The 16178-nt window shown below is 58.2% G+C and carries 19 protein-coding genes; 11 read left to right on the top strand and 8 right to left on the bottom strand.

Translation table 11 applies throughout. The features are described 5' to 3' along the window. Nucleotides 1-36 precede the first annotated feature (36 nt). A complete protein-coding gene (locus ACIQT8_RS18945) occupies nucleotides 37-327 on the bottom strand; it encodes a YggT family protein (protein WP_138795285.1) in 291 nt (96 codons plus the stop codon). Between the two features lie 135 nt (nucleotides 328-462). Here ACIQT8_RS18945 and ACIQT8_RS18940 point away from each other — a divergent pair, with 135 nt between their 5' ends. Further along, complete coding sequence (locus ACIQT8_RS18940; protein WP_400968313.1) at nucleotides 463-1698, top strand: MFS transporter; 1236 nt, start codon at nucleotides 463-465, stop codon at nucleotides 1696-1698. Between the two features lie 15 nt (nucleotides 1699-1713). On the opposite strand, the gene ACIQT8_RS18935 is transcribed toward ACIQT8_RS18940, so the two are convergent. From ACIQT8_RS18935 to hemC, 6 genes are all read right to left on the bottom strand, one after another. Further along, the gene (locus ACIQT8_RS18935) at nucleotides 1714-2445 is read right to left on the bottom strand and encodes a glutamine amidotransferase (protein WP_400968310.1); all 732 of its coding nucleotides are present in this window, start codon (nucleotides 2443-2445) and stop codon (nucleotides 1714-1716) included. After that, nucleotides 2435-2923: a TerB family tellurite resistance protein gene (locus tag ACIQT8_RS18930; protein WP_138795288.1), complete on the bottom strand. Its 489-nt coding sequence runs from the start codon at nucleotides 2921-2923 to the stop codon at nucleotides 2435-2437. Before ACIQT8_RS18930 ends, ACIQT8_RS18935 begins: the two co-directional genes overlap by 11 nt. A 16-nt stretch (nucleotides 2924-2939) precedes the next feature. Continuing rightward, nucleotides 2940-4556: a heme biosynthesis protein HemY gene (locus ACIQT8_RS18925; RefSeq protein WP_400968306.1), complete on the bottom strand. Its 1617-nt coding sequence runs from the start codon at nucleotides 4554-4556 to the stop codon at nucleotides 2940-2942. Nucleotides 4557-4560: 4 nt separating this feature from the next. Continuing rightward, nucleotides 4561-5910, bottom strand: a complete 1350-nt coding sequence (locus ACIQT8_RS18920) for a mitofilin family membrane protein (protein WP_400968303.1) — start codon at nucleotides 5908-5910, stop codon at nucleotides 4561-4563. A gap of 73 nt (nucleotides 5911-5983) precedes the next feature. Beyond that, nucleotides 5984-6724 carry a uroporphyrinogen-III synthase gene (locus ACIQT8_RS18915; RefSeq protein ID WP_400968300.1) on the bottom strand — a complete coding sequence of 247 codons (741 nt, stop codon included), beginning with the start codon at nucleotides 6722-6724 and terminating at the stop codon, nucleotides 5984-5986. A gap of 4 nt (nucleotides 6725-6728) precedes the next feature. Beyond that, nucleotides 6729-7658: a hydroxymethylbilane synthase gene (gene hemC, locus ACIQT8_RS18910; RefSeq protein ID WP_400968297.1), complete on the bottom strand. Its 930-nt coding sequence runs from the start codon at nucleotides 7656-7658 to the stop codon at nucleotides 6729-6731. A gap of 72 nt (nucleotides 7659-7730) precedes the next feature. Here hemC and tsaD point away from each other — a divergent pair, with 72 nt between their 5' ends. The 5 genes from tsaD to ACIQT8_RS18885 are packed head-to-tail and all read left to right on the top strand — an operon-like array spanning nucleotide 7731 to nucleotide 11238. After that, entirely contained in the window at nucleotides 7731-8828 is a 1098-nt protein-coding gene (gene tsaD, locus ACIQT8_RS18905) for a tRNA (adenosine(37)-N6)-threonylcarbamoyltransferase complex transferase subunit TsaD (protein WP_400968294.1), read from the top strand. After that, nucleotides 8828-9811, top strand: a complete 984-nt coding sequence (locus ACIQT8_RS18900; protein ID WP_400968291.1) for an NAD(P)H-dependent glycerol-3-phosphate dehydrogenase — start codon at nucleotides 8828-8830, stop codon at nucleotides 9809-9811. The genes tsaD and ACIQT8_RS18900 overlap by 1 nt, the downstream gene beginning before the upstream one ends. Before the next feature lie 28 nt (nucleotides 9812-9839). After that, entirely contained in the window at nucleotides 9840-10133 is a 294-nt protein-coding gene (locus ACIQT8_RS18895) for a YciI-like protein (protein WP_400968288.1), read from the top strand. Between the two features lie 6 nt (nucleotides 10134-10139). Beyond that, nucleotides 10140-10583: an EVE domain-containing protein gene (locus ACIQT8_RS18890; RefSeq protein WP_138795296.1), complete on the top strand. Its 444-nt coding sequence runs from the start codon at nucleotides 10140-10142 to the stop codon at nucleotides 10581-10583. A 10-nt stretch (nucleotides 10584-10593) separates the two neighbouring features. Continuing rightward, the gene (locus ACIQT8_RS18885; RefSeq protein ID WP_400968285.1) at nucleotides 10594-11238 is read left to right on the top strand and encodes a class I SAM-dependent methyltransferase; all 645 of its coding nucleotides are present in this window, start codon (nucleotides 10594-10596) and stop codon (nucleotides 11236-11238) included. A 43-nt stretch (nucleotides 11239-11281) separates the two neighbouring features. Here the strand turns inward: ACIQT8_RS18885 and ACIQT8_RS18880 are convergent, their stop codons facing one another. Next, on the bottom strand, nucleotides 11282-11650 hold the full coding sequence (locus tag ACIQT8_RS18880) for a hypothetical protein (RefSeq protein WP_400968283.1): 369 nt from the start codon (nucleotides 11648-11650) through the stop codon (nucleotides 11282-11284). A 305-nt stretch (nucleotides 11651-11955) separates the two neighbouring features. Between ACIQT8_RS18880 and sdhC the strand changes: the two genes are divergently transcribed. From sdhC to ACIQT8_RS18855, 5 genes are all read left to right on the top strand, one after another. After that, nucleotides 11956-12348, top strand: coding sequence for a succinate dehydrogenase, cytochrome b556 subunit (gene sdhC / locus ACIQT8_RS18875; protein ID WP_138795299.1), 393 nt, complete (start codon nucleotides 11956-11958; stop codon nucleotides 12346-12348). 12 nt (nucleotides 12349-12360) lie between these two features. Then, complete coding sequence (gene sdhD / locus ACIQT8_RS18870) at nucleotides 12361-12741, top strand: succinate dehydrogenase, hydrophobic membrane anchor protein (protein WP_138795300.1); 381 nt, start codon at nucleotides 12361-12363, stop codon at nucleotides 12739-12741. A 7-nt stretch (nucleotides 12742-12748) separates the two neighbouring features. Beyond that, nucleotides 12749-14593: a succinate dehydrogenase flavoprotein subunit gene (gene sdhA, locus ACIQT8_RS18865; protein WP_138795301.1), complete on the top strand. Its 1845-nt coding sequence runs from the start codon at nucleotides 12749-12751 to the stop codon at nucleotides 14591-14593. A gap of 17 nt (nucleotides 14594-14610) precedes the next feature. Then, entirely contained in the window at nucleotides 14611-15390 is a 780-nt protein-coding gene (locus ACIQT8_RS18860) for a succinate dehydrogenase iron-sulfur subunit (protein ID WP_138795302.1), read from the top strand. Between the two features lie 205 nt (nucleotides 15391-15595). Beyond that, nucleotides 15596-16135, top strand: coding sequence for a protease inhibitor Inh/omp19 family protein (locus ACIQT8_RS18855; RefSeq protein ID WP_138795303.1), 540 nt, complete (start codon nucleotides 15596-15598; stop codon nucleotides 16133-16135). The last annotated feature ends 43 nt before the right edge of the window (nucleotides 16136-16178 follow it).

Below are 16178 nucleotides of genomic sequence, written 5' to 3'. Positions count from 1 at the left end.
CTGAATATCGCGATCAACGCTCTCGGGCACTCTGCTTCAGACAAGCGCTGGATAAAGCGTGTTCCACATGAAGGAGCGGATGAAGAAGATGATCAGCAGCAGGATCACCGGCGAAATGTCTATGCCGCCGAGATTGGGCAGGATGCGACGAATGGGACGCAGAACCGGTTCCGTAATGTTGTAAAGGAAGCTGCCGATCGCATTCACGAACTGGTTTCGGGAATTGATGACGTTAAAGGCATAGAGCCAGGAAAAAATAGCACTGGCAATCAGCACCCATACAAAGAGGTTCAGGGCCAGATCGATTGTCTGAAACAGGGCAAGCATCAATATCTCCGTGTCTTCGTTGCAAGACATTTAGACATTGGCGCGTTAACCGGCAAGTGTTGCCCAAACAGTGCTGGCGATTCTTGTGATATCCTTCTATGGGAAAGCCCTCATATTATCGAGAGCGCTCAGCCGATGTCACTGATTTCTGCCGAAAACCGTTTCGGCGCATTCCGGCATAGTTCCTACCGTCGTTTCTTCACGGCCCGGTTTTTCGCGGCGTTTGCGTTTCAGATCGTCAGCGTGTCAGTTGGCTGGCAAATGTATGAGGTGACGGGAAATGCCTTCTACCTCGGTCTGATCGGTCTTTTTCAGTTTTTGCCATCGCTGCTTCTGATCCTCGTTACCGGTACGGTTGCCGACAGGCACAATCGCCGACTCATCATGGCGATTGGTTTCATCGTTGCTGCCGTGTGCGCCGCTGCTTTGCTTGGTCTGACGCTCACCCATACCTTCGCACCCTGGCCGGTCTTCGCCATCCTGGTGGTAATCGGTATTGAGCGCGCATTCATGGGGCCTGCTGTTCAGTCGCTCGGACCCAATCTTGTCCCGGTTGAAGATCTGCCAAATGCGGTGGCGTGGAATTCGTCGTCTTGGCAGATGGCCTCCATTCTTGGTCCTGTGGTTGGTGGCCTGCTTTACGGTGTGGGTGCCTCCCTGGCTTACGGGGTGGCATTTTCCCTTTTTGCGCTTGCTGCCATTCTTGCTTTTATCATCCGCAAGCCCGAGCAGCGCAGCCCCGCAAAAGCGGTCAGCCTTGAGAGCATGCTGGCGGGTTTCCGCTTCATAGCGCAGGAGAAGGTGGTTCTCGGCGCGATTTCGCTCGATCTGTTTGCAGTTCTGCTCGGTGGTGCGGTTGCTCTGATGCCGATTTTCGCCAAGGAAGTGCTGACACTGGGGCCATGGGGACTAGGGCTTCTGCGCGCTGCTCCAGGTATCGGCGCGATTGTCGTTGCCGTCATTCTCGCTTTCAAACCGATCCGTCACCATGCGGGTTTGCTGATGTTTGTCGGCGTCGGATTTTTCGGGGTTTCGACGGTGGTCTTCGGCCTTTCTGACACAGCGTGGCTCTCTATCGCGGCGCTGGTTGTCATGGGCGCATCCGATATGGTGTCCGTGTACGTGCGTGAAACACTGATCGCGCTTTGGACGCCGGATGAGGTTCGTGGGCGTGTCAACGCCGTCAATTCCGTATTTGTCGGTGCATCCAATGAATTGGGCGAATTCCGCGCCGGTACGATGGCACATGTCTTCGGGGCTGTACCGGCGGTCGTCATAGGCGGTGCCGGAACGCTCGCCGTTGCGGTTATATGGGCGCTCGGTTTTTCCAAGTTGCGGAAAATCGACAGTCTGGACCTGCCGAAGGATTAAAAGCGCTTCGCCTCATCAGCGCTGCGGCTTGCCCTCAAAAACCAGGTCGAGGAAGTTGCCGAGCCACGCGCGAAGCGGCGTGTCGAACAACATGCGTCCTTCGAGATGCTGACTGCCCACCTGTGCGTTCGGCATGCCGAAACGCTGCGCACCGCGCACCACCCAGCTATGCATCATGGCGCGTGTCAATTCCGCATGGAACTGCAGTCCCCAGGCATTTTTTCCGTAGCGGAAAGCCTGATGCGGATAGGTGTCGCCAGCGGCAAGCAATTCTGCGCCGCGTGGAAGCTCGAAACCTTCCTTGTGAAAATGATAGACCATTTTCGGCCAGTGCGGCATCAGCAGACGGCCATGTTCCGTGGGATGCAGCGGATACCAGCCGATTTCGACCTTGCCTTCCTTGTCGGCCTCAACCTTGCCGCCCAGATGCTTGGACAACATTTGCGCACCGAGACAGATGCCGAGGAATGGCTTGTTTTCCTTCAGAGGCACCTTCAACCAGTCGATTTCGGTCTTTACATAATCATGGTGGTCATTGGCGCTCTGCGGTCCACCGAAGATGACGGCGCCGACATGTTTTTCCAGCGTCGTCGGCAGGTCGTCCCCGAGCGCGGGGCGCCGGATATCGAGCCTGTAGCCTTTTTCCAACAGCATCTGCCCGACGCGCCCCGGCGTTGAACGCTCCTGATGCAGAACGATGAGGATCGATGGTTGTCTTCTCTGTTGCCGGGAGGGGTCAAACAGCATCTTCGTCGTTTTCGCTTTCTTCAGAAGGCAATGACCGCGTGGCTGCCTGCTGACGTTGCAGAACCCTGTCACGAGCAGAAACACCGAGAAGATCGGCAACACGCCAGATCACGTGGTCTTCCATCTCGCTTCGCTCACCATCAGCGTAAACAATATCCCACAGTATACCAATAAGCTCGATACGCTGATCCTCATCGAGGTGACGGCGGATATCGATTGTGAAGCGATAATAATCGACGGCTTCCTTGCCTGCTTCCTGCCCCGCAGCAAGCAGGGCGTCGAGTTTTCCGGAGTCCAGGTGATAATAGTCCTGAAGGATCTCGCGGAGACGATTCCGCTCGCTCTTTGAAACAGTGCCGTCTGCCTCCATCACCTGAAAACAGAGCGCGGCAACAGCTACTCTCAAATCATCGGGGCTGAAGTCGTCGGTGTGCGGGCCAACAAGGGTTTGGAAAAACGACTGGATACGGTTGAGCATATCTGTCCTTGTGCTCTCAGAAAAGTTTGAGCCTGGTTTTGGCTTCCGGTTCGCTGCCCGGTTTTTTCACACCCGGATCATCGGGTGCGCCGCCAAAAAAGGGAACGGGTTCAGCATCGCCGTTGATTGGCGCAGCCGGTGCAGGCGCTGGCGCCTTTTCTGGTTCCTTCACGGCCACCACAGCGGGTTTGATCTCCACGGTCTCGGGTTGTTTTTGGGTAACCGTGATGTCGTTGTCTTTGCGCGGAGGCTCATTTTCGACAACAATTCTCGGCGCAGGTTCCGACTTTGCAGGAGCCGCTGCCAAAGCATGGTCGATGCCGACGTCTTCGACTGGTCCTTCGAGCTGGCCGAACGGTGCCTTCCATTCAAACGCATCCAGGCGCCCGGTAACAGGCGAGACTGGAAGCCATTTTTCCGAGACGATGCCGTCTGCAACCCAGGCCGGATCGCGTGGTGCACGCAGTCCCTGCGCCATCCAGTAGCGCACTCGCCCCTGATCACCGGTTTCCGCTTCCTCGATGTCCGCCATCAGCAGGAAAATGCTTTCCCGAGGCTCGATACGCGCTGCGGCTTCGGCCTTCGTGCGCGCTTTGGCAAATTCCTTGGCGTCGAGGGCGGCTTGCGCCACCGCAAACAGCGACTCGATGTTGTTCGGCTTGAGGCTTTCCAGTCGCTCGGCGCGCTTGAGGCGGTCTATTGCCGTGTCGCCGCTGCGGGCCCGAACGTAGAGTTCGGCGATTTGCGGATGCGGGCTGCTTTTCCATACCGGCTCAAGAACAGAAGCGGCCTTGCGAAGGTTGTCTTCGCGCAGATAGGATTTCGCCGCAACGAGAGCAGCGGGAACCAGTGTTTTCGCCAGCTTCAACGCCTGCTTGGCATCGTCTCGAGCGCCAACCGGATCGCTTTCGAGCTTTTCGCCGGCTTTTGCCGTCAAGAGTACGGCTTTCAGGCGTTCGGCTTCGCCACGTTCGATGACACCTGCTGCTTTTTGCTGATCGAGAAGACGGATAGCGTCATCCCACTGATTGTTGCGACATTTGTTTTCCAGCGTCGCCTGCGCTGCCCAGGGCAGATAGGGTGCTTTTTCGGCGGCATCTTCGGCATATTGCAGGGCTGCTTCATGAGCGCCCTGTCGCCGGGCTTCGATGTAGAGACCACGAAGGCCCAATTCGCGTGTTTCAGGGTCCTGCGCCATCGCATCGAACTTGCGGCGTGCGGCGTCGTATTTCCCTTCGATGAGGTCTGCCTGTGCTTCAAGCAGATGGATCAAAGGTTCCTGGTCGGCGTTAAGCAGGCCTTGCGTCCGCGCCGTCATCTTGCGGGCGAGAAGCGCGTTGCCGGCACCAGCCGCAATCAGGCCCGTCGACAAGGCCTGATAGCCGCGATCACGCTTGCGGGCCCTGAAATAACGCCGTGCTGCATTCGGTGAGGTCCAGATCGCATTGACGACCCACCAGACGAGCATGACGACGGCAACGAGTGCTGCGACGATGGATGCCGCAACCATCAGGCTCATCTCAATCAGCTGTCCCTGCCAGACGATCGACAGGACGCCAGGTCTGTCTGCCAGCCAGGAAAAACCGAAACCAAGAGCCAGAACGATAGCGACGAAAGTCAAAATTCTGGTCATGCCCTTACCCCTGCTTGCCAGTGCTGCCAATGGCGCGGTTCAGCGTATCACCCACCAGATTCTCGACGTTAATGCGTGCATACAGAGATTTCTTGTAGTCGGCGGATACGGTTTTGGCCGCATCGGGCAAGGTATCCCATTCAAGCGCTGCGCCCTGGAGATCGCCATTGCGAAGCTTGTTCTCCATACGCGCAATGACGGCATCAGGGGTCTCTCCCTCGATGTTTCCGACGGGGCGGACCTTGACCAGCGAGAAGGCGCTTTCCGTCAGGCGCTCAACGATCCCCTGATTGGGATCAGGCTGATTGATGGCCGACAGCATGGTGTTGGCGACATCGGGGAAGTTTCGAAGCAGCTCGGCGCGGGACGGAACGCCTGTCGTGGCGAATGATCTCAAGGACGCAATGGCCGGGTCATCTGGTGTCACCTTGGCGAGTGTGTCGAGTTCGGTTAGGAAAGGACCGCCACGGTCGATTGCCGCCTTTAACGCTGCCGATGCGATGGCACGGGCGACTTCGATATCGTCACGTGGTTCGTTGATCTTCGCTTCAGCTTCCCCAAGACGTCGCGTCAGGTCTTCTGTTGCCGAACCCTGCGCCGACGTCTGCGATTGCAACGCGGTTTCCAGCGCGGCGATTTTTTCAGACAGCGCAGAGGTATCGGCACTGCCGCCACTTTCAAGGGCCGCGATGCGCTGCTCCAGGGCGGATGTATCGGTCGTGGCTGCTGGCGTGTTGGCGACCTGCTCGCGCAGGTTGGCAATCTGTGTTTTCAGCGCATTCAGTTCTTCGGCAGAGCTGCTCGTTCCGGAGAATGGTGGCAGGTAACCGGCATATTGCATGCTGCCCGCCGCAAGAAGGGCAACGAGGCCGCCGACGATACCCGCTGCAATCAAGCCGGAATTGTTCGAACGGCCCGGCTCGCCTTTTTTCGGTGGGGGTGTCGTGGCGCCAAAGCTTTTCGTCTCGGGCGACGGCTTCGTCGCTTGTGGTTTTGGCGGCTCTGTCTTGGCTTGCTCCGGTTTCTGTTCTGCACTCGAAACCGGTTTGGCAGTGGCCTCCGGCTTCGGCCCGTCTACCTTTACGCCTTCCGTCGTCCCGACGTTGGGTTGTGGTTCGATCGGTGTCCTGACCGGTTGATCCCAGATGGGTTTAGGCGCTTCAGATTTGACGTTTTCCGTCCCGGCGGTATCGGCGGGAGCGTTTTTCGGCGTCTCGGTCTGGTCGGTGGAGACTGAAGCCTCCGGCGTCGGTGGGCTTTCCTTGCCGATTTCCGTCACATCCTTTGCGTCCAGATCAATCGTGACTGGCTCGGCTTTGGACTTGGAGTGGCGTGGCGGCTTTCCCGATACCATGACAACCTCATTTCTGCCTGCAATAGTCTAAACCTAGTCAGTGATGACGGCAAAGGAAAGAGGCGAGAGGGAATTAGGTTCCTGCGATGGCGTGCAAGATTTCTAACATTGTAGCCTCGCTTGGCGTCGCTGCCGTGCGGGTCTGGGCGCTAAAAGCATCGGGGATATGGGCTTTCACGTTTTCGCTCATGCAGATGAAGCGTGTGCCCGCCAACGCTGAAGCATAAGGCGGTTTTGTTGCGATGCGAAAAAAAGCCTGCGCCGCCTCGGCCGAATAAAGCAGAATCACATCCACTTTTGCAGAGACAAGCGCCGCATCCCAGATGTCAGGGCTAAAATCATTCTCCCGCATTTCGTAGCACTCGGCCACCGTAAATGCGATGGCGGCTGACTGAAGTCCTGCTTCGAAGGAAGGGGCACGCGGTGTGCCGGCAAGATAAAGCAGTGGTTCGCTGCGCGACAACAGGGCGCGATTTTCCACCACAAGCGTTGCCAGCGATTTCCCGTCGCCAGCAGCGGTGAAAATGTTTTGAAAACCTGCCTGCCTTGCGGCGTCAGCGGTTGCCTCGCCAACAGCAAAGATCGGCTTCGTGAAATACGGGGTGAGTGACGTGCCGAGCGGTTTCAGCACCCGGATCGCTTCGGCGCTGGTGACTGCGAGTGCGGATTTTGGCGCGGCGAGAGCCGCCTCGGCCAGGTCGCCATGGTGGATCGGATGGAACAGGGGCAAAGGCACTGGATCGTGGCCCAGCGCCTTCAGCTTTGCCGCCGTCTTCTCGCCGGAACGTTCCGGCCGGGTGACGACGATCCGCATGAGCCTAGCTCCACCCTTCGAAGAAACTGGAGCCCGCTCTGGAGCGAACGTCTTCCCCGGCTTTTCGACCCAGCGATGCGGCATCCGCACATTTGCCCGATATCTCGACGCTGTGGCTTGTCTGGCCATCGGGCGTAAGGATCAGGCCATGGAAATGAAGTTCGCCATCATCGCAAACGGCAAGGCCGGCGATTGGAGTGCGGCAAGAGCCGTCCAGCGCGCCGAGGAACGCGCGTTCGCACGTCACCGCATCAAATGTCGGCTTGTGATTTATCGCGGCCAGCAATTCATCAATGCGCGTATCGCCGATGCGGCTTTCTACACAGATCGCCCCTTGCGCGGGTGCAGGAGGAAATTCCTTCGGATCGAGAATTTCCGTCGGAACCGCCTCTTTTCCGAGACGCTTCAATCCCGCAAAGGCGAGCAATGTCGCATCGGCATCGCCTTCCGCAAGTTTTCGCAGGCGCGTATCGACCAGACCGCGGAAAACGATGACGTTCAGATCCGGGCGCAGTCGGCGTATCAGGGCCTGACGCCGCAACGAGGCCGAACCGACGACGGCGCCCTGTGGCAATTCCAGCAGTTTCGGCGCGGTGCGGCCGATAAAGGCGTCGCGGACGTCTTCGCGCGGCAAAAATGCGGAAAGGTGCAGCCCTTCAGGCAAGATCGTTGGCATGTCCTTGGACGAATGGACGGCAATATCCAGTTCGCCGGAGGCAAGCTGGTTTTCCAGCTCCTCGGTGAACAGGCCCTTGCCACCGATTTCGGATAGAGCGCGATCGGTGATGCGGTCACCCTTGGTCGACAGGACGACGATTTCGAACATGTCTTCCGGCAGTGCATGCGCTGACATCAGACGGTTCCGGGTTTCATAGGCCTGCGCTAGCGCCAGAGGGCTGCCGCGTGTGCCGATTCGGAAAGGTTTTGTTTGCATCCGCGTCTATCCATTGTTACCGGGTGTTTCCGTACCTAAGTTTCCCTTTGATCGCAATGAACGAACAGGTTGATGGCCTCCTTTCTTCGTATCCTTGGCATAGAGACGAGCTGTGATGAAACCGCTGCATCCGTGGTGGTTCGCCATGCCGACGGGCGTGGAGAGATCGTTTCGGATGTCGTTTTGTCGCAGCTCGACGAACACAGCGCTTATGGCGGTGTGGTGCCGGAAATTGCTGCACGTGCTCACGTTGAAGCGCTCGACACGCTTGTCGAGGAAGCACTCGAGCAGGCAGGCGTGACCCTGGCCGATGTTGATGCCATCGCCGCCACCTCCGGGCCAGGTTTGATCGGTGGCCTGATCGTCGGTTTGATGACCGGCAAAGCGATTGCCAAGGCGGCCGGCAAGCCGCTTTATGCGATCAACCATCTGGAAGGCCACGCGCTGACGGCGCGTCTGACCGATGGTCTGTCTTTTCCCTATCTGATGTTGCTGGTCTCCGGCGGTCACACGCAGCTCGTTCTTGTTCGTGGCGTGGGGCAATATGAACGCTGGGGCACGACCATCGACGATGCGCTGGGCGAGGCCTTCGACAAGACGGCGAAACTTCTGGGGCTGCCTTATCCAGGTGGACCTGCCGTCGAGAAAGCTGCAGCGACAGGAAATCCGGACCGATTTTCGCTGCCCCGTCCAATGGTCGGCGAAACAAGGCTGGACTTCTCCTTCTCCGGTTTGAAAACGGCCGTGCGGCAGGCAGCGACGGCCATTGCGCCGCTTTCCGATCAGGACATTGCCGACATCTGCGCTTCGTTCCAGAAGGCCGTATCGCGTACCCTGAAGGACCGTATCGGCCGTGGGCTTGCTAGGTTCCGCGAGGAGTTTACGGATATCGCTGGCGAACCGGCATTGGTGGTGGCTGGCGGGGTTGCTGCCAATCAGGAAATTCGAAGCACATTGCAGGCGCTGTGCGATAGCTACAGGTTCCGCTTCGTTGCGCCACCACACCATCTCTGTACCGACAATGCTGCGATGATTGCCTGGGCGGGTCTGGAACGTATGGCCGATGGCCGTAAGCCGGATTCGCTCGATATTCAACCGCGTTCGCGCTGGCCGCTTGATGCCAATGCGGAAACCCTGATCGGGTTCGGCAAAAGAGGAGCCAAGGCCTGATGCAGCGTGAAAAAATCGTCGTGATTGGCGCAGGTGCCTTCGGAACCGCGCTGGCCGTGGTCGTCGCGCTGGAAAACCGCCATGACGTCACGCTGCTTGGTCGTGATCCGGCGCTGATGGCCGATCTTCGATCCGACAGGGTGCATGAGGCGGCGTTGCCGGGTGTCAGTCTGCCGGATGCGCTGGCATTTTCGGCAGAAGAAAATGTGCTCGCCGATGCCGGTATCGTCCTTTTCGCCATGCCGTCGCAAGCGCATGCGGATGCAGCACGACATTATGGCCCCTATCTTGCCAGGGATGCCGTCATTGTCACCTGCGCCAAGGGCATCGATCGCGCCTCTGGTCGGCTTTTGACTGAGCTTCTTGAAGCAGAATTGCCGCACCATCCGGTCGCGGTTCTCTCCGGTCCTGGATTTGCTGCCGATATCGCCCGTGGACTACCAACCGCAATGGCGATTGCCGCCGAAGAGGTGGCTGTTGCGGAGAGGCTGGCAGCAACCATCAGCGGCAAGACGTTCCGTCTCTATGCATCCGCCGATCGTATCGGCGTACAGCTCGGCGGCGCCTTGAAGAATGTGCTGGCCATTGCTGCCGGGATCGTTGAGGGCGCCGGGCTTGGCGATTCTGCCCGCGCTGCACTCATTTCTCGCGGGCTTGCGGAAATGTCGCGTCTCGTTGTTGCCATGGGCGGCAAGGCGGATACGGTGCGTGGTCTTTCGGGGCTTGGCGACCTGGTGTTAACGGCGACCAGCCATCAATCACGAAATTTGCGTTTCGGTATCGCGCTCGGCCGCGATGAAGGCAAGGACGCGTCCGGTGGTCTGGTAGAAGGCGCTTTTGCAGCTGCCGTCGCGGCTCGACTTGCCGCACAATATTCAGTCGATATGCCCGTGACGGAAGCTGTTGCAGCCATCATCGACGGCAATCTGGACGTGGCAAGCGCCATGCAACAATTGATGACACGGCCGATCACCACCGAATAAGGTTGGCAGGCCAAATGAGGAGACGAGAATGCTGTTTGCTTTTATCTGCAAGGACAAGCCTGGCCATCTGAACGTGCGCATGGATACGCGTCCGGCGCATCTGGAGCACCTGAACAAGCTGAATGCCGAGGGCACGCTGAAGATCGCCGGCCCGTTTCTGGATAGCGACGGCAAGCCGAATGGCAGCCTGGTTATCGTCGAAGCAGCGGATGTCGATGCTGCCAAGGCGCTGGCCGATGCCGACCCCTATGCTAAGGCAGGATTGTTCGAGAGCGTTGATGTAAAGCCCTACAACTGGGTCTTCAACAATCCGGGAGCGTAATTGGCGATGGCGAATTACTGGCTGTACAAATCTGAACCGTTCAAATGGTCCTGGGAGCAGCAGAAAGCCAAGGGCGAAGAGGGTGAGGAGTGGACCGGCGTTCGCAACTATCAGGCGCGCAATAACATGCGCGCCATGAAGATTGGCGACAAGGGCTTCTTCTATCACTCCAATGAGGGGCTGGATGTCGTCGGCATCGTTGAGGTTTGCGAGCTGTCGCGGCCGGATTCCACTGCGGAAGGCGATGCCCGTTGGGACTGTGTACATATCAAGGCTGTCCGCGACATGCCGAAGTCCGTCTCTCTGAAGGACGTGAAGGCGAATCCTAAGCTTGCCAACATGTCGCTGGTCACCTCGATGCGGCTTTCTGTGCAGCCGGTGACCGAAGAGGAATATTTCGAGGTCTGCCGCATGGGTGGTCTCGACAATCCTCCTCTTTCGCCAGAATGATGCTGAAGGCGTGAAAACCGATCCCGAACGTTTCATCCTCGACAACACCGGCATCATGCGCCCTCCGCATGTGCCGGAACTGCAGCTCCATCTGGCGACAGAGGCCCATGATCTGTGGCTGAAGACGGAAGAGGAGCTGGAGGAGATCGGTTTGCCACCGCCTTTCTGGGCCTTTGCCTGGGCGGGCGGGCAGGGACTTGCCCGCTTCGTTATCGATCATCCTGAAAGTGTGCGGGGAAAGCGCGTGCTGGATTTCGCAAGCGGCTCGGGCATGGTTGCCATTGCAGCCGCGATGTCCGGGGCTGCAGCGGTGGAGGCTGTCGATATCGATCCCTGGGCGGGAGCGTCGGTGGCTTTGAATGCTGCGCTGAACGGCGTCGATGTTGCGTTTTCGGCGGCCAATCTCATCGGTCAGGACATCGGCGCCGAGGTGCTGCTTGCCGGTGACGTGTTTTATGACCGTTCTTTCGCTGATCTGCTGGTGCCTTGGTTAAGGCATCTGGCGACACAGGGCGTTACCGTTCTGGTCGGTGATCCCGGCCGAGCTTATCTTCCGAAAGATCGCCTTGAGGCAATGGCAACCTATCAGGTGCCGGTGACGCGTGCGCTGGAAGACAGCGAAATCAAGAAGACAACCGTCTGGCGGTTTGTCTGAGTTCGGCGCAGAGAGAGTTTTTCAACGGATTGAAGCAGGTCGCTCATGGGCGGATCACGCAGACGCCATGCTCCCAGGCACAGGCTTCGTTCGCCGTTACGGCATCCACCTTGATGATTTTGGCTCTCGGGGCAGGCTGCAATCCGATCGAAGCGGGTCTGTTTCCAGAGGACAAACCACCGCCAATGGCAAAGTAGTTGCCGTTGCCACGGACTCTCAGCGCGGCAATAGCACCGCTGTAGGTGCCGCCGGGGAGCGTGGAGGGCAGACCATCGGTTGAAAAGCTGGTCTGCTGCTGTTGGTGCCGATTATAATGGCGATAGCTGAAATTCTCTGCTGACGCGGAAGGCAAAATCGTGAAAATGAGGCTTGTAGATGCAAGGGAGAAGCCGGCGATTCGACGCAGTAACATGATCCTTTTTCTCCGGTTTTTTTAGTTAACAAAATGTAAATTACAGCATTTTTGATTTACGTAAAGGTCAAAAATTTCGGGCTGGTGATCTTGGAAACGCTCGACTTTTTATTTTTGCGACACTTTTTTTGCAAAAAATCGTCCGCCCCAATCGATTAAATTCGAATCGACCGTGGAATCTGCTTGTGGTGATGTTCCCATGCGATTAAACGTCGCGGTTGGTGCAATGCACATTCTTTCGTCATGTGCTGTTGCTTGGGGGCGTTCGCAGTTGCGAGCGCACGGGAAAACGCCGCGAGGTTCTGATGGCGAACACGACAAATAATCGGCCTTTGTCGCCGCATCTTCAAGTCTACAAGATGATTCCGACGATGGCTGCATCCATCGTGCACCGTATTACGGGCGGCGCACTGTATTTCGGCACGCTACTCGTCGCCTGGTGGCTGATCGCCATTTCGACCGGCGAGGCTTATTACGCCTGGGTCGACTGGGCGATGGGCACGATCATCGGCAAGCTCATCCTGATCGGTTATACTTGGGCGCTTGTTCATCACCTGCTGGGCGGTCTGCGCCACTTCATGTGGGACCTGGGGCACGGTTTCGACAAGCACTTCACGACCAAGCTTGCGAAGGCTTCCTTCGTCGTGTCGATCTGTCTGACCGCGCTGATCTGGGTTATCGCCCTGATCGTGCGCTGAGGAGATATTTTCATGGATATGCGTACACCTCTCGGCAAGGTCCGCGGTCTTGGCTCCGCCAAGGAAGGCACAGAGCATTTCTGGCGTCAGCGCGTCACGGCTGTTGCCAACGTTCCTCTGCTGATCTTTTTCGTGATCTTCCTGATCAAGTATGCTGGCGCTCCCTATGCGGACGTCGCCGCTGCGCTGTCGAACCCGCTTGTTGCGGTGATCATGGGTCTGGTGGTCGTTTCCGGCCTCATCCACATGAAGCTCGGCATGCAGGTGATCATTGAAGACTACATTCACGCCGAGGTCCCGAAGCTCGTTCTTCTGATGCTCAATACGTTTTTCGCGATTCTGGTTGGCGGCCTTTGCGTCTTCGCCATTCTGAAAATCGCATTCGCAGGATAATCCGGTCATGGCATCTCCAAGTTCACCTTCCCAGAATGGCAAGGCCTACACCTATGTCGATCACTCCTATGATGTGATTGTTGTTGGTGCCGGCGGTGCTGGTCTTCGCGCCACGCTCGGCATGGCCGAGCAGGGGTTCCGCACGGCCTGCATCACCAAGGTTTTCCCGACGCGTTCGCATACGGTCGCGGCTCAGGGCGGTATTGCCGCTTCGCTGACCAACATGACGCCCGACTGTTGGCAGTGGCACCTTTACGACACCGTGAAGGGCTCTGACTGGCTCGGCGACGTCGACGCCATGCAGTATCTCGCCATGGAAGCGCCCAAGGCGGTCTATGAGCTTGAGCATTATGGTGTTCCGTTCTCGCGTAACGCCGAAGGCAAGATTTACCAGCGCCCGTTCGGCGGCCACATGCAGAACTATGGTGAAGGCCCGCCGGTGCAGCGCACCTGCGCCGCAGCCGACCGTACCGGTCACGCCATCCTGCACACGCTTTACGGCCAATCGCTGCGCAACAACGCGGAATTCTTCATTGAGTATTTCGCGCTCGACCTCATCATGTCGGATGACGGCAGCCGTTGCACCGGTGTCGTCGCCTGGAACCTTGATGACGGCACGATCCATCGTTTTTCCGCCAAGATGGTCGTTCTGGCCACCGGCGGTTACGGCCGCGCCTATTTCTCGGCGACCTCTGCGCATACCTGCACGGGCGACGGCGGCGGCATGATCGCACGCGCGGGCCTTCCGCTTCAGGACATGGAATTCGTTCAGTTCCACCCAACCGGTATCTACGGCGCAGGCTGCCTGATCACCGAGGGTGCACGCGGTGAAGGCGGTTATCTCGTCAACTCCGAAGGTGAGCGCTTCATGGAGCGTTACGCGCCTTCCGCCAAGGATCTTGCCTCGCGTGACGTCGTGTCCCGCTGCATGACCATGGAAATCCGCGAAGGCCGTGGCGTTGGCAAGAACAAGGACCACATCTTCCTGCATCTGGATCACCTCGATCCGGCGATCCTGCACGAGCGCCTTCCGGGTATCTCCGAAAGCGCCAAGATTTTTGCCGGTGTGGATGTGACGCGCGAGCCGATCCCGGTTCTGCCGACGGTTCACTACAACATGGGTGGCATTCCGACCAACTATTGGGGCGAAGTGCTGAACGCTGACAGCAGCAATCCAGAGCGTGTCATTCCCGGCCTAATGGCTGTGGGTGAAGCCGGTTGTGCATCGGTTCACGGTGCTAACCGTCTCGGTTCCAACTCGTTGATCGACCTCGTTGTGTTCGGCCGTGCGGCGGCAATCCGCGCTGCAGAGGTGATTGACCGTGCAGCGCCGGTACCGGCGTTGAACGTTGCAGCCTGTGACAAGATCATGGAGCGCTTCGACAGCCTGCGTTACGCCAATGGCGCAACGCCAACCGCTGTTCTGCGCGACAAGATGCAGCGCGCCATGCAGGACGACGCTGCGGTGTTCCGTACACAGGAATCGCTTGAGAGCGGTTGCCGCCGGCTCTCGGCGATCTGGAAGGAACTGCCGGATGTCAAGGTCACCGACCGCTCGATGGTCTGGAACTCCGATCTGGTCGAAACGCTGGAACTGCATAACCTGATGGCCAACGCCATCACCACGGTTTACGGCGCAGAAGCCCGCAAGGAAAGCCGCGGTTCGCATGCGCGTGAAGACTTCGTGGACGGCCCGTTTGCCGGTCGTGACGACGTCAACTGGCGCAAGCACACGCTCGCTTGGGTCAGCCCGGAAGGCGACGTGAAGCTCGACTACCGCCCTGTTCACACCGAACTGATCGCCGATGGCATCGATCCCAAGAAGATCGCGCCGAAGGCGCGCGTCTACTGATTTGAGAGGAATTGGACATGGTTGAACTTGCTCTCCCCAAAAACTCTCAGATCAACGAAGGCAAAGTCTGGCCGAAGCCGGACGGCGCCAAGAATGTTCGCGAATACCGGGTCTATCGCTGGAACCCTGACGACGGTCAGAATCCGCGCATCGATACCTATTACATCGATGTCGAGGATTGCGGCCCGATGGTTCTCGATGCGCTTCTCTACATCAAAAACAACATCGATCCGACGCTGACGCTGCGCCGGTCCTGCCGCGAAGGAATTTGCGGTTCGTGCGCGATGAACATCGATGGCACGAACACACTCGCCTGCACCAAGGGCATGGATGAGATCAACGGTACCGTAAAGGTCTATCCGCTTCCGCACATGCCGGTTGTGAAGGACCTCGTTCCTGATCTCAGCAACTTCTACGCCCAGCATCGTTCGATCGAACCCTGGCTGAAGACGGTTTCCCCGACGCCTGCCAAGGAATGGAAACAGAGCCATGAAGATCGTCAGAAACTTGACGGCCTTTACGAGTGCATTCTCTGCGCCTGCTGCTCGACCTCCTGTCCCAGCTACTGGTGGAACGGCGACCGTTATCTCGGCCCGGCTGTTCTGCTGCAGGCTTATCGTTGGCTGATCGACAGCCGCGACGAGGCAACCGGTGAGCGTCTCGACAACCTCGAAGACCCTTTCCGCCTGTATCGTTGCCACACCATCATGAACTGTGCGCAGGCCTGCCCGAAGGGGCTGAACCCCGCCAAGGCCATCGCAGAAATCAAGAAGATGATGGTCGAGCGTCGCGTTTGACGGCGGTTTCCGGCAATCAGGAATATCAGGGCCGCGGGCAAAACCGCGGCCTTTTTTCGCAACCGAATGATGAGAAATTTCGGTAAAAATCGACTAAAACGGCAATTATCGTTGCCGTCGCTTGCTTACGATAAGGCTTTAGTAATAATTCGGTCTTCTTGTTCGAACATGGTCTTTCCGGAAGCGAGAGAATCGGGAGTTTGATATGCAATTCAGATATATGGTAACAGGTCTCGCCGTTGTGATGAGCCTTGCCGGTTGCCAGCGCACCTCCTACGATTACAACAACAACAGCGGTAACCCTGGTTACACGCCGCCGCTTCAGGCACAGCCCGTTCCATCCGTTCAGTCTGGCGCCCTGCCTCCGCCCGGCGGCGCATCTGGCAGCCAGTTCCCGACGGCTCCGACATCGGCGGCGCCCGGTGGCACCAATGTCGCTTCGGCTGCTCCGCCGCCCGCCGCTCTTGACGTGACCAAGGAATCCATGGTCGGCAACTGGCGCGTTTCAAATGCAGGCGCAAGCTGCGACATGTTCCTGACGCTCACCAACCTCGGTAGCGGTTCGCGTGGTGGCACCCGTGGCTGCGCAGGCGAACTTACGGCAATGGGCTCATGGGAAGTTTCCGGCAAGATGGTCCTCTTCAAGGACCGTTCCGGCAACACCATCGGTCGCGTTTACAAAAGTGCCGATGCACGTTTCGACGGTACGACGAACAGCGGTCAACCGCTCAGCCTTAGCCGATAATCCCTTTCTTGGCGGACGCAGCCTTGCGTCCGCACCGAGGGCG

The sequence above is a fragment of the Agrobacterium sp. NPDC090273 genome, from assembly GCF_044772305.1.
GTDB lineage: Bacteria > Pseudomonadota > Alphaproteobacteria > Rhizobiales > Rhizobiaceae > Agrobacterium.
The sequence above is the reverse complement of the archived record's forward strand: the minus strand, read 5'-3'. Positions and strand labels throughout refer to the sequence as shown.

What these genes read in the sequence shown, in the direction of transcription:
- hemC (WP_400968297.1), bottom strand. Translation starts at nt 7,658, where the DNA reads ATGCAAACAAAACCTTTCCGAATCGGCACACGCGGCAGCCCTCTGGCG.
- ACIQT8_RS18940 (WP_400968313.1), top strand. Translation starts at nt 463, where the DNA reads ATGTCACTGATTTCTGCCGAAAACCGTTTCGGCGCATTCCGGCATAGT.
- ACIQT8_RS18855 (WP_138795303.1), top strand. Translation starts at nt 15,596, where the DNA reads ATGCAATTCAGATATATGGTAACAGGTCTCGCCGTTGTGATGAGCCTT.
- sdhA (WP_138795301.1), top strand. Translation starts at nt 12,749, where the DNA reads ATGGCATCTCCAAGTTCACCTTCCCAGAATGGCAAGGCCTACACCTAT.
- ACIQT8_RS18925 (WP_400968306.1), bottom strand. Translation starts at nt 4,556, where the DNA reads ATGACCAGAATTTTGACTTTCGTCGCTATCGTTCTGGCTCTTGGTTTC.
- ACIQT8_RS18935 (WP_400968310.1), bottom strand. Translation starts at nt 2,445, where the DNA reads ATGCTGTTTGACCCCTCCCGGCAACAGAGAAGACAACCATCGATCCTC.
- ACIQT8_RS18915 (WP_400968300.1), bottom strand. Translation starts at nt 6,724, where the DNA reads ATGCGGATCGTCGTCACCCGGCCGGAACGTTCCGGCGAGAAGACGGCG.
- ACIQT8_RS18895 (WP_400968288.1), top strand. Translation starts at nt 9,840, where the DNA reads ATGCTGTTTGCTTTTATCTGCAAGGACAAGCCTGGCCATCTGAACGTG.
- tsaD (WP_400968294.1), top strand. Translation starts at nt 7,731, where the DNA reads ATGGCCTCCTTTCTTCGTATCCTTGGCATAGAGACGAGCTGTGATGAA.
- ACIQT8_RS18860 (WP_138795302.1), top strand. Translation starts at nt 14,611, where the DNA reads ATGGTTGAACTTGCTCTCCCCAAAAACTCTCAGATCAACGAAGGCAAA.
- sdhC (WP_138795299.1), top strand. Translation starts at nt 11,956, where the DNA reads ATGGCGAACACGACAAATAATCGGCCTTTGTCGCCGCATCTTCAAGTC.
- ACIQT8_RS18890 (WP_138795296.1), top strand. Translation starts at nt 10,140, where the DNA reads ATGGCGAATTACTGGCTGTACAAATCTGAACCGTTCAAATGGTCCTGG.
- ACIQT8_RS18930 (WP_138795288.1), bottom strand. Translation starts at nt 2,923, where the DNA reads ATGCTCAACCGTATCCAGTCGTTTTTCCAAACCCTTGTTGGCCCGCAC.
- ACIQT8_RS18945 (WP_138795285.1), bottom strand. Translation starts at nt 327, where the DNA reads ATGCTTGCCCTGTTTCAGACAATCGATCTGGCCCTGAACCTCTTTGTA.
- ACIQT8_RS18880 (WP_400968283.1), bottom strand. Translation starts at nt 11,650, where the DNA reads ATGTTACTGCGTCGAATCGCCGGCTTCTCCCTTGCATCTACAAGCCTC.
- sdhD (WP_138795300.1), top strand. Translation starts at nt 12,361, where the DNA reads ATGGATATGCGTACACCTCTCGGCAAGGTCCGCGGTCTTGGCTCCGCC.
- ACIQT8_RS18920 (WP_400968303.1), bottom strand. Translation starts at nt 5,910, where the DNA reads ATGGTATCGGGAAAGCCGCCACGCCACTCCAAGTCCAAAGCCGAGCCA.
- ACIQT8_RS18900 (WP_400968291.1), top strand. Translation starts at nt 8,828, where the DNA reads ATGCAGCGTGAAAAAATCGTCGTGATTGGCGCAGGTGCCTTCGGAACC.